Origin of the sequence: Noviherbaspirillum sp. Root189 (assembly GCF_001428545.1) — a bacterium.
In the GTDB taxonomy this organism is placed as follows: domain Bacteria; phylum Pseudomonadota; class Gammaproteobacteria; order Burkholderiales; family Burkholderiaceae_D; genus Noviherbaspirillum.
On sequence record NZ_LMHZ01000023.1, the window covers coordinates 160,110 to 171,772 of the forward strand.

Here is an 11,663-nt window from a genome sequence, read left to right on the forward strand (position 1 = left end):
GGTTTCACGGATTACACGATTCTTATTGGCATTGCAGTTGCTGGCAGCCATTGCTCTCTATTTTCTGTTCCGCCACGTTTGGTCAGGCGCAGGGATAACGAGCGCAGTGGTTTCAAGTGCACTGTCGGTCGTCCTGGTACGCATGGCAATCTCGATCAACAACTTTGTGATGGCCTCGCGTACACGCAGTCAATTGCCTGCGCAATATCGGATTGGCTTATGGGACACAGTCCACCTGTTCATGGGCGAGTTCAGCGCGTCCATGATCACCTCATCCTGGACCATGCCCTTCCGTAGCTTCTCGACGCGCGTACCAGACCACCCGCAAGGGCTACCGGTTTTACTGGTGCATGGATACGGTTGCAACAGCGGCTACTGGCATTCCATGAGCAAAGCCTTATCAAATGCGCATGTCATTCATCATGCAATCGATATGGAACCGGTGATTGGCAGTATCGACGACTATGCCGTACAGATTCATGAAGCGGTGGAGGTCTTATGCCAAAAGACCGGCCAGCAACAACTGGTCATCGTGGCGCACAGCATGGGCGGCCTGGCGACGCGTGCTTATCTGCGCGATTATGGCAGCGCACATATTGCAAAGGTCATTACCCTCGGCACCCCGCACCATGGCACAGCGCTGGCCCACTTTGGCGTCGGCATCAATACACAGCAGATGCGCTGGACGGCCACCGAAGAGGAAGGCCTTGCCAGCGACTGGTTGCGTCAGTTGACCAATGACGAAGATGCGCAGGTATATCGCCTTTTCGTATCGCTCTATTCGCATCACGACAATATCATTTCACCGCAAACTTCATCCCATCTTGATGGGGCGAAGAACATCGAATTCCATGCGATCGGTCACGTCGCCTTGGGAATGCATCCGGTGATCCAGGCTGCGGTCATACGGGAGATTCGCGACGCATCGCGTCATCTGCTTGGAGCACCCGGTTGCCACGCATCCGCGTAGGCCAGGTGTTGGATTGACATTGCCTTGATATCTGCTGGTCGATCCGCTATAACCATCCTGCCTTGCGGAAACGATAGTACAGATAAGCGCATAGCAGCGTGATGAAGCCGACTGCTGCGGGATAACCGTATTTCCAGTGCAGTTCCGGCATGACCTCGAAGTTCATCCCCCATATGCCGACGAAAGCGGTCGCGACGGCAAAGATTGCAGCCCATGCTGCGAGCCGCTTATTGATTTCGCTGTCGTTGATTGCCACCATGGAAAGATTGACCTGAATTGCGGTGCCTATCGTATCGCGGATGGTATCGATCGATGCATTGATGCGATACAGATGGTCATACACATCGCGGAAGTATTCCTGCGTATTGACGCAGATGTGCGGGACACGTCCGCCATACAGCTTGCCGACCGCTTCCATCAGCGGCGTGACCGCGTGCTTGAGTGTCGTCACCTTGCTTTTGAGCTGATAGAGCCGCTCTATATTGGCGCGTTCGGTACCGCTGGCGAAGATATTTTCTTCGATCAATTCCAGCTCGGATTCAATGGCATCAAGGACGGGAAAATAGCGATCGACTACGGCATCCATCAGCGCATAGAACACAAATGCGGATCCCTGCTTCAGCAGTTGCGGCTCGCGCTCGCAACGTGCCCGCACACCCAGAAATCCCTGGGTGCTGTGATTGCGTACCGACACGACATAGTTTTCCTCGACAAACACGTCCAGTTCGCCAACAACGAGTTCGCCGCCGACCATTTCCACCGTGTGCATGACACCGAACAACGATTCGCCATACTCTTCAATCTTGGGTCGCTGGTTGCCATGCAACGCATCCTCCACAGCCAGCTCATGCAATGAAAACTGATCCTGCATGTACTTGAGTTCATCGGGCTCCGCATCCTTCAAGGCGACCCAGACAAAGCAATCTGGGCGGTGAAGATAAGTGCTGATTTCGCCCATGGCAACATCGGCCAGACGCGTTCCGTGCTGATATGCAACGCAGTTGATAAGCATGGATGAACTCCGAAAATGTTTGTTAAACCGCGATACCTGAGCGCATGCCGGTCAGCAGATACGGATTAATCTACTTACCCTATCGAAGAAAATCCAAGTTTCTGAAGGGTACGTACACTGCTTCTTCGGCGTGTTTACCGAAGCTTACCTTTAAACAAACTAAATTTTCCGAGAGAAATCAAATCCTGAGAGTTCATGATTACGTGTAACGCATGGTCGCATTGCATGCATTTCTGAAAATCCAATGTATCAACATCTTTGTATGACCAAAATGGAACTTTATCGGACAAATGCAAACTGACTTGCATGACGCGATACGCCGCCAGAGTTGCGGCTCCATCGATGCCGCGCATAGCCCTTTTATTTCTTCACTACAAGGAGCCAACATGAAGCGAATTATCGCTGCGATCGCATCGACCGTTGCCTTGTCGCTTGCCAGCTCTGCCAGCTGGGCGGCCGACCTGATCGAAACTGCTTCCACGGCAGCCACGTTCAAGACTTTTATCTCTGCAGCCCAGGAATCTGGCGTAGCCGACAAACTCAAGAACTCGGGACCCTACACGGTGTTTGCCCCAACCGATTCCGCGTTCAAGAAACTTCCCCCTGGCACCATGGACGACCTGATGAAAGATAAGGAAAAACTGGCCGAAGTCGTGACCCATCACGTGGTGCCTGGAAAGATCGCCGTAGCGGATGTCAAACCCGGCAAGGTGAAAACCATACAGGGAGATGAAGTCACTCTCACGTCGGACAACGGCAAAGTTACTGTCGAAAACGCAAATGTCATCCAGAGCGACGTCATGGCGGATAACGGCGTCATTCATGAAATCGACACCGTCATCCTGCCGCAAAAGTAAGCTCCTGCCCTAAGGAACAATGCCTGCGTCAGAAGCGCAGGCATTCCCCCTTCTGACCACGCCCGCAGCGAGTAGTGACCATAGCTTGCGGTCCACGCGGCTCCTTGCCTCTTTACCGTCGTACTGGAAAACTACAACGGTGTACCTCCGGTACGCCATTCAGTCCGACTTCAGTCCAACTCAAGACATCATGCCGTATTTTCGGACGCGTGAAGCTTCCCGCACCGGACATCATTTCCAGCGCTCCCCGCCGAGCTTTTTTATTTCCATTAACTATCATTGCCAGCTGTATTGCCACCATGCACAATAGGCGGGATTAGAACGACGATTCGATTTGCCATCACGGAGAACCTCATCAGCGGCAAAGAAAGCCGTAAAAAAGGCATCACGTGTTGCGACTCAATCCAGGCCTGCTACAAAGCCCGCTGCAAGGAAGTCAGCAAAACAAAAGGCCGGATAATCTCATGATGGCGAAATGAGCAGTCGCCACTTCTCAAGCCCGATACAAATGGCTACCATCCAAAGCCCGCGACTGCATCTTGTCCGATTTATCAATGATATCCTTGCCGGAGAACGAGAATAGAAATGGGAGGCAGCCAGCATGCAACATAAAGCCCCTCGGCGTACACGGGAGCGTATCCTCGAACTGTCGCTCCGACTGTTCAACGAGTTTGGCGAGCCCAATATCACGACCACGGTCATTGCTGAAGAGATGAACATCTCCCCCGGCAACCTGTACTATCACTTCCGCAACAAGGACGATATCGTCAACTCGCTGTTTGCCCAGTTCGAGGCGGAGATCGGCCGCATGCTCGCCGTACCTGCCGATCGCCGGCCAAACATCGAGGACGTCTGGCTTTACCTGCACCTGATGTTTGAACTGGTATGGCGTTACCGCTTCTTTTACCGCGACCTGAGCGACCTGCTCTCCCGTAACCGCAAGCTGGAACTGCACTTCAAGCAGATCCTTGCGCACAAGATCAAGGTGGCGCAGCAACTGTGCCTCGGTTTGCGTGCCGACCAGGCGCTGGAAGCCAATGACCTCGAGATCGATGCGCTGGCGACTAACATGGTGGTCGTGGCAACCTACTGGCTGTCGTATGAGTATGTGCGCAATCCGCGAAAATACAGCGAGCAGGAAGCGATGGCCGAAGCGCTGGCGCGCGGTTGTTACCAGGTGCTTTCCCAGATCGGGCCTTATTTGCGGGGCGAGACACGACTCCTGTTTGAGAAGCTGGCGGAAGAGTATCTGAAGAAGCTTAAATAACCGCTGGTTCCTCTTTCGTCAATCCGCATTCCTTACATTGGTCATGATCGTTATAAGCTTGTTCCTGCGCCCATTCCGCTGCTCGCGATGACGCTTATCGCTATACTTCAGAACACGACGCCGTACGGTACGGCGCATCTTTTTCAAAGCTAAAATGAAATCTCTCTGTGTTTATTGCGGGTCTTCCGCCGGCGCCTCTCCGGTCTATGCGGAGGCGGCGCGCCGACTGGCCAAAGTCATGGTCGATGACAATATTGCGCTGGTCTACGGCGGTGGAAACGTTGGCCTGATGGGTGTGATCGCCGATGAAGTGCTTCGCCTTGGCGGCGACGCAACCGGGATCATTCCGAAAGCATTGATGGACAAGGAAGTGGGCCACCGCGGCCTCACCCGCCTGCATATCGTCAAGGATATGCATGAGCGGAAAGCCATGATGGCGGAGCTGTCGGAAGGATTTGTTGCCATGCCGGGCGGGATCGGCACGCTGGAAGAACTGTTTGAGGTATTCACCTGGTCACAGCTCGGTTTTCATGAGAAGCCGATCGGACTGTTGAACGTCAATGGGTTTTACGATGGCTTGATCCGCTTCCTCGATCACGTCATTCAGGAGCGTTTCCTGCGTGCCGAGCAGGCGAGCTTGCTGGTGCATGCGCCGGAGCCCGATGCGCTGGTCGAGCTACTGAAGAATTATCGTCCGCGGCGATATGAGAAAACATTCGATCGAGTAACGGCAGGTAAGATTATCTAATACCAATCCCAAGCTATAACGTGACAAATGAGATCGATGGATTTTTTTGACTGGCAAGGCGCAGGAGGAGTCAATAGCGGGCTATTGACGACGAGTGGAAAAAAGACGCGATCTCATGTTGCGTTATGGGTTGGGATTGGTATAAGGCGAACCGCCGGAAGCGCGGCCTGCGATGCGATCGCAGGCTAGTTCAGCGCTGCTGAAGTTGCGCCAATCTCGCATCGACAAAAGAGAGTAATTCGGGGGATAGTCCGTTACTGGATTTCGCCCGGCGGAAAGCCTCCTGCGCATCGGCATTACGCTGTTCTGCCTGCAGCGAAATACCCAGGCCCATCCACCAGACGCCATTCTGTGGCGACTTCTGGAGCGCCACTAGATATTGATCGGCAGCCCTCTTGTGCTGGCCATCCCGTTGCAGTAAAGCTGCCAGGAAGGCCAAATAGTCGGCCCGTTCCCTGGCATGCGCAAGTCCGCGATCCAGGGTTTCGATGGCCGAGCGCAATTCACCTTTTTCCAGCTGAAGACGGGCAAGGATCATTGCCAGGCCGGGCTGAGCGGGGTCGAGGGCGATGCCCTCACGGGCAATGTGCAAGGCGTCCTCAGTGCGCCTGTTATCGATCAGCACACCGAGCAGTGTCTGCCGGGCCGCCGCATGCCTGGGGTCCAGTTGCAAAGCATTATCCAGACCTGCGACCGCTTCTGTCGTCCTCCCCTGCTGGAGTAAATCAACCGACTTCCGGTATTCGTTTTCGGCACGTTGCTGCGCGGTGAACTCCTTGATCTGCTTGCCGGCGTTCGGCTGTGAGGGCGCCTCAGCTGACATAGCGGGGGTATTGACAGCAGGTCGTCCGGCGGAGACAGGTTTTACCCGTTCTGGCTCAGGTATTTCTACCCGTTTCTCTCGCCTATCGCGTACAGCTTCCGGGGGCTGCGCTTCCGCCGCCTTCGAAACCACAACATTGGAAGGACTTGTCACTGGCTTTGAATCAGGGCCTTGATTGCCCCTGGAATTTTCGGTGACTTCAGCAGCGGCTGACGCCGAAGGCTTCGAAGGAACGGTCACCCCTTGCGGAACCGCTTGTGCCCGCACCACCGCAGGATCAGGTGCCAACGCCTGAGTCGCTGAGCTGTCAATCGCCGGAGGTGCCGACGCGCTTTTCGCCTCGTCAGCCGACAGGGCTACAGGAGCAGTTGCGTTCGTTGTCGCATCCAGCTTGAGGGACAATTTTGCCTCCGACACGGGACCAGCAAGAGGCGGACGCGACAGTACCCACACCAGAAGGCCGGACGATACTACTGCCAGTGATCCCGCCACCCACCAGGCCGGATGCACGCCTTTGCGGTCTGGCACGGCACGGATTTGCTGGCCGTACGAATCGGATCCTGTCACTTCCGAGCGCCGCGCGTCCAGATCTTTGAGCATTTGATTGATCAGGCTCATTGGAAATACACCCATCCCATTCCTGTGCCAGCCACGACCAGCGCAGCGGCGCCAAGCCATATCCATGACGACAACCGCTTTCGAGCCGATCCTGTATCGTTTGCAGCAGCCTTGACATGGCGAGCATTCACCTGCTGCTTGCCCTCCCCGTATGTCAGCATCAAGGCCTTGTGCGAGAGAATATTGACAAGGCGCGGTATGCCTCCGCTCGCGACAAACATTCTCTTGACAGCACCGCGGTCGAACAGGCGACTGCCGGCATATCCGGCGACACTTAGCCGATGCGACACATAAAATTCCGTGTCTTCCTGTGACAGTGGGCCGAGGTGGTAATGAAACGTAATGCGCTGATTCAACTGGCGTATCGCTTCCTGGTTCAGTTTCTTGTCAAGCTCAGGCTGACCGAACATGACAATCTGAAGCAGCTTGCGCTTTTCCGTCTCCAGATTGGTCAGCAGACGTAGCGCCTCGAAGGTTTCCAGCGGCATCGCCTGTGCCTCGTCCAGGCACAGCACGGTACGCTTGCCCTCGCGCGCCAGTATCAGCAAACGATGATTGAGTGACTTGAGCAGCTGATGCTGATCCACATCCTTTTCCTGCGGGATTTCGAGCTCTTCGGCCAGTGCCAGCATCAAGGTACGCGGCTCAAGATAGGGATTAGGGATGTAGGCCGTCACGAAGCTCTGGTCAAGCGTCGCCATGAACTTACGGCAAAGCAGCGTCTTGCCAACGCCGACCTCGCCTGTAATCTTGATGAAGCCTTCACCATTCTTGATAGCGACCAGCAGCGTGTTAAGTGCTGCCTGGTAATTGGTACAGGCGAAGAAAAAACTCGTGTCCGGCGTAATGCCGAACGGTAGTTCGCGGAGGCCGAAATGGGACGTGTACATACTGATTACTGCGAGGCCTGATTTTTTGGAGCCATTCCCTGCACTCGTTGTTGGGTCTCCATCACGTCCTGCGCCCACGTTGCGCTTCCCTGGACAATGGTGGGTTTGAGGAGAATGACAAGTTCCCGTTTCTGTGTCGCCTGGCTGGTATTGCGAAACAGTGCACCGACGCCAGGCGCGTTTCCCGCACCGGGCAACTGAGATCGGTCGGATGAAGTGGCCTGTCGCATCAAGCCGCCAATGGCGACGATCTGTCCATCCTGGCCACGAACGACGCTATCGGTTTCAGAAATCGTGCTGGAGGCGAGCGGCAAACTGAAGGAACCGGCAGCGCCCAGGTTCAACGGTTTATCAACGGTTGTCACATTGCTGACGGAAGGATGAATATGCAACGTGATATTTCCACTGTCGTCAATCTGTGGCGTTACGTCGAGCGCGACGCCCGAGAAGAATGGTTGAACGGTGACCGTGGGACTGGTCGTACTGCTGGTGCCTACCGCCGTTGTCGTCGTACTTACGTTGGTCACGAAGAATTCGTCGCGACCGACCTTGAGCACCGCCTTCTGGTTGTTGAGCGTCGCGATGCGCGGACTGGACAACACATGCACGTTCCCCTGGGTCTCAAGGAAGGATATCAACGCAGCAAAATTAGCCGTCTGAAAGGCAAGCCCGAACAAAGAGCCGGCAGCTGCTGCGGGTGCAGCAAGGGTAAATCCGGGAATGCCATTGACTGAATTAGCGTTGCCACCAGTGAGCGCAGGCGAAGTGCTGCCGTCGCGCGGACGCGGCGACAGGGTGGCGCCCGGAGAAACCATGCCCAGCGAAGACCGGCTGTTGCTCGACGCGTTGATGGATGCAAAGGAGGCCCAGTTGATACCGGACTGGAATCCGTCGTTCAACTCGACTTCCAGAATTTTGGCATCGATAATGACCTGGCGGTCGACCGCGAGCTGGGTCGCTTTCAGATAAGCTGACACATTGCGCAACTCGTCCCACATTCCCCTGACCAGCACGATGCCGGACTGCGGGCTGACGACGACGCTGCGTCCTTCCTTGTTGCCAATGATCGCCTCAAGCGACTGACGAAGCTCGCCCCAGAAGTCGTTGGTCGACGTAGTGCTGATCTTGCTCGAATTAAGCGTCGTGGACGTCACGCCGGCCGGCTGTCCCCCTATGGGTGAAGTTCCGGTGTTGTTGCTTGCGTTAGTGCCAGTGCCTGTGCCGGCGGACGAAATATCGCTGACTGAGCCGGAGGTAACGCGAATATCGGACGTACCCCTGCGGCTCCCCGTCAGGTAATTGACCTGGAAGACCTTGGTTTGCAGCGTCAGAGGCTTGACATAAATCCGGTTGCCTTCGACCTTGTAGTCATAGCCATACAGTTCCCGAATCGCATCGAGCGCTTCGAGAACCGTCACATCCTTCAGGTTGACCGAGATATTGCCCGTCACATCCGGATGGACCAGCATGCTGTACTGCGTACCAGAGACGATCCCCATGAAAAACTGGGCAGCCGGCACATTGTTGAACGTGACGCCGAAACGCTCTTCCAGCGGCTGCCGGGTTCTGGGCACTTCAATCTGGATAGGAGGAAGCAAGGCCGCGGCGACCGCATCAGGCTGGGCAACCTGCGCCGAAGGCTGGGTGGACGCCCTGGACAATTCGGCATTGATCAGATCGAAGGTTTCGTGTTTTGGAGGTGCGGATGTACATCCGGCCAATCCCAGAATCACTATGGCTGACGTAATTTTTTGCACGCTGTACCTTACCATCATTGAGGCCCGCTGCCTGTTCTTGAGCTGTTGCGGTCCTGCCCGGACCGTCTTTGGACCTGAGGCAAGAGCTTCAAAGTCCTTGATTCCTTTCCATTGCGCAGAACGACCTCGTTTTCCGTTATTTTCACAACTTGTGCCTCACCGACCTTGTCCCCCACATGAACAATCTGACCATTGATTGTAGCGACGCGTCGCTTGGGCGAAATCAGCACGGATTGCAATTCTGGCGCGGCCGGCACGTTTTCCGTTTCCCGCTCATCCTTCTGCAAAGCCGCGGGCGGTCGCGTCGGATCCGGCAATGCCTGCGCTCCAGCATTCATCGCTTGAGTTGCCATCAAATAAATTGCGGCCATTGTGACTGTTTTAATTTTTTTACTCAAATGTTGAGCCATTTTTTATCCAGACTCAGCGTAAAGAGAGTCAGCGTCAGACTCGAATCGGGATAGGCGTCGACATTCAACCTGGCTTTTGCCCAAAAAAGCTGCCATGGCATGCGCTCAAGCTGCTCAAGGTAATGTGTGATATCCGCATAGCTGCCTACAACGACAATCTCGACGCCATGCTTGTAGACGGCGCCCTTGGGCTCCGCCTGATCGGCCTTGTCCGTCTTTTCCTTTTGCGCTGGCCTGCTTGCCGGGGCGCTGCCCTGAGCAGGAACAGCCTCCAGGGGCTCGTTCAGCAGTGAGACCGACAGTGTCTTCAACGATTTGAGGCGGAGGCGTCCATCGCGCCTGAGCAAATCCTCCAGCAGCATGGGCATCTTGTCGGGAGAAACGAGGCCATTTTGCATGCCTGCCAGCTCATCTTTCATTTTCGCCGACTGCTGCAGCAATTGCTGCAGCCGCAGCCGGGTTGATGCATCCGGGTCTACGTCATGCGACATCACACGCTGCCGGATTTCGGCCTGCATTGCGGCAATCTGCTGCTGGTCTTCGTTGACCTTCTGGGCCAGTTTCTTTTGTTGCGAAAACTGCGGATCAACCAGAAAGCTGTTGACCAACGATACCAGCACCAGCGCCGCAATACCGAACGCCATTGCGCGCTCGCGCAAGCTCAGTGCATCTATCCTGGACGCGAGTTTTTCCCAGTATTCCTTCATTGCGCTACCGCTCCCGAATCGACCTGCTTGTTGGCATCCGAGGTCGCCCCCGAAGACTTCAGTACGAACTCGACATAGCGCGCTGGCACCGGCTTGGCCGCAGCGGCTTCCGGTGCGTTCGCAGCGGCGCCGGGCGGTGCGTCCACCTCCGGGTTCACCATCATCAGTTGCGAAAATGATTTGCCCTGCATGACCGTCTCTTTCTTGAGACGGCTGATATACGCGGGCACAAGCTCAGGCTGAAGAGCGCGTCCGCGTAACTCGAATTCGTTGGCGACGCCGTCGATTCCGAAACTGGTCAGCCACAGTCCATCGACAATCTGGCGCGAAAACGCGCGCAGGTACGCGGAATAGCCATTCGTATTCCCTACGCCACCGCCGCGTACGAAATCGTATGCCTGGGTTTGTGACCGCAATTCCGCCTCCACATGGTGCAATTGCGCTTCAATCTCCTTGCTTTTCTGCCGGGGAGGATAATCTGCGCTGACCTTTGCCAGCTGGGCCTTGGTAGCGCCAAGCTGATTTGCCGTGGCGGCGGCCTGTTCCTGCATCGCGCCCAGTTGCATCTGCGCATAACCGGCGACGACAAATGAGCCAAGCAGGATTGCGCCCAGACCCTGGGCCATCGTAATCGCTGAGAAGTGCTTTTTCTGTTTAAGAAAGATCGGATTGAAGAGATTGATCTGCTGACTCACAGCGTCTTCTCCTTGTGCCGCAAGGCCGCGCCCAGTGTCATGAAATAACGCTGCTGCGACTGTACTGATCCCAGGTCGGGGATTTTTGTGATATCGACTATCGATCCCAGATCGACGTTTTCTACGGGAATATACAGGTTCGACGAAAGGTAATTCCGCAAGGACTCGCCCCCCTCGCCAAGCGGCGCGAGAAAAAGCCTTGATACCGTGACAAACTGGTATTGCCGTTCAAAGTGATCCAGCGAGCGCTGCAGTTCGAGCGTGATTCTCTCGTGGCAGGCAACGCGGTCATCGCCATAGGTCTGCTGCAACTGGGATAACGGCACATCAATCCGCCGCGTCAGATAGAGTTCCCCCGCATACGTGACCGTCAACAAGCCTCCTTCTGCATCAAAGGAAAGGAATGCCACACCGCGTCCTTCCGGCTCCAGCAAAGCCGAGATATTGCGTTGTGCCATGTCGGGAATATCGATGACCGACAAGGGGATCTTGACGCTTCCCAGCAATTCCTGCCGCGTCTGGATCACGTTATTACGTGCAGCCACTGCATACATGGTGTGCGTGCGGCTTGACGAATTTTTATCCGCGGGAACGTCAAGCACATCAATGGTGGCATCATCGATGTGAAAGTCCAGCATATCCTTGATACGCCAGCGGATCGCCGCTTTGAGTTCTTCGGGCGGTACGGAGGGTGCCTCGACTGACAGCATCTGATATTCGCGCGGACCCAGCAGCGTGGAACAGTGGTAACGCGACAGGTTGAGCCCTTTGCCAAGCTTGTCCAATGCATCACCGACAGGGAGATTTTCCAGTGGCTGGAAGACCGCAGACTCGACGCTGGGCCTGGCATTCGGCGGTCGAACAACATGGACTGCGCAAATGCCGTCTGCGTGCAAACTAACGGCCATC

The 11,663-nt window shown here is 55.5% G+C and carries 12 protein-coding genes; 4 read left to right on the forward strand and 8 right to left on the reverse strand.

The features are described from left to right. Positions 1–25: 25 nt before the first annotated feature. Positions 26–970, forward strand: coding sequence for an esterase/lipase family protein (locus ASE07_RS15080; protein ID WP_235548475.1), 945 nt, complete (start codon positions 26–28; stop codon positions 968–970). Positions 971–1,016: 46 nt separating this feature from the next. Here ASE07_RS15080 and corA read toward each other — a convergent pair whose 3' ends face one another. Continuing rightward, entirely contained in the window at positions 1,017–1,982 is a 966-nt protein-coding gene (gene corA, locus ASE07_RS15085) for a magnesium/cobalt transporter CorA (protein WP_057291652.1), read from the reverse strand. Between the two features lie 386 nt (positions 1,983–2,368). Here corA and ASE07_RS15095 point away from each other — a divergent pair, with 386 nt between their 5' ends. The 3 genes from ASE07_RS15095 (at position 2,369) to ASE07_RS15105 (ending at position 4,854) form a co-directional block, all read left to right on the forward strand. Beyond that, on the forward strand, positions 2,369–2,839 hold the full coding sequence (locus ASE07_RS15095) for a fasciclin domain-containing protein (protein ID WP_057291654.1): 471 nt from the start codon (positions 2,369–2,371) through the stop codon (positions 2,837–2,839). A 601-nt stretch (positions 2,840–3,440) separates the two neighbouring features. After that, on the forward strand, positions 3,441–4,106 hold the full coding sequence (locus tag ASE07_RS15100) for a TetR/AcrR family transcriptional regulator (RefSeq protein WP_057291655.1): 666 nt from the start codon (positions 3,441–3,443) through the stop codon (positions 4,104–4,106). 154 nt (positions 4,107–4,260) lie between these two features. Then, positions 4,261–4,854 (forward strand): TIGR00730 family Rossman fold protein, encoded by a 594-nt coding sequence (locus ASE07_RS15105; RefSeq protein ID WP_057291656.1) that lies wholly within the window; start codon positions 4,261–4,263, stop codon positions 4,852–4,854. A 190-nt stretch (positions 4,855–5,044) separates the two neighbouring features. Here ASE07_RS15105 and ASE07_RS15110 read toward each other — a convergent pair whose 3' ends face one another. From ASE07_RS15110 to ASE07_RS15140, 7 genes are read right to left on the reverse strand one after another with little or no spacing between them, the layout of a single operon-like run. After that, on the reverse strand, positions 5,045–6,310 hold the full coding sequence (locus ASE07_RS15110; RefSeq protein WP_162256887.1) for a tetratricopeptide repeat protein: 1,266 nt from the start codon (positions 6,308–6,310) through the stop codon (positions 5,045–5,047). After that, the gene (locus tag ASE07_RS15115) at positions 6,292–7,185 is read right to left on the reverse strand and encodes an ExeA family protein (RefSeq protein WP_057291658.1); all 894 of its coding nucleotides are present in this window, start codon (positions 7,183–7,185) and stop codon (positions 6,292–6,294) included. Before ASE07_RS15115 ends, ASE07_RS15110 begins: the two co-directional genes overlap by 19 nt. Positions 7,186–7,190: 5 nt before the next feature. Next, entirely contained in the window at positions 7,191–8,942 is a 1,752-nt protein-coding gene (mshL, locus tag ASE07_RS15120; protein WP_327196054.1) for a pilus (MSHA type) biogenesis protein MshL, read from the reverse strand. A gap of 14 nt (positions 8,943–8,956) precedes the next feature. Next, on the reverse strand, positions 8,957–9,352 hold the full coding sequence (locus ASE07_RS15125) for a general secretion pathway protein GspB (protein ID WP_235548476.1): 396 nt from the start codon (positions 9,350–9,352) through the stop codon (positions 8,957–8,959). Beyond that, positions 9,337–10,059: a type II secretion system protein GspM gene (gspM, locus tag ASE07_RS15130; RefSeq protein WP_057291659.1), complete on the reverse strand. Its 723-nt coding sequence runs from the start codon at positions 10,057–10,059 to the stop codon at positions 9,337–9,339. The genes ASE07_RS15125 and gspM overlap by 16 nt, the downstream gene beginning before the upstream one ends. After that, positions 10,056–10,754, reverse strand: coding sequence for a PilN domain-containing protein (locus ASE07_RS15135; RefSeq protein WP_057291660.1), 699 nt, complete (start codon positions 10,752–10,754; stop codon positions 10,056–10,058). The genes gspM and ASE07_RS15135 overlap by 4 nt, the downstream gene beginning before the upstream one ends. Beyond that, the gene (locus ASE07_RS15140; protein WP_235548477.1) at positions 10,751–11,662 is read right to left on the reverse strand and encodes an agglutinin biogenesis protein MshI; all 912 of its coding nucleotides are present in this window, start codon (positions 11,660–11,662) and stop codon (positions 10,751–10,753) included. The genes ASE07_RS15135 and ASE07_RS15140 overlap by 4 nt, the downstream gene beginning before the upstream one ends. Position 11,663: the final 1 nt, after the last annotated feature.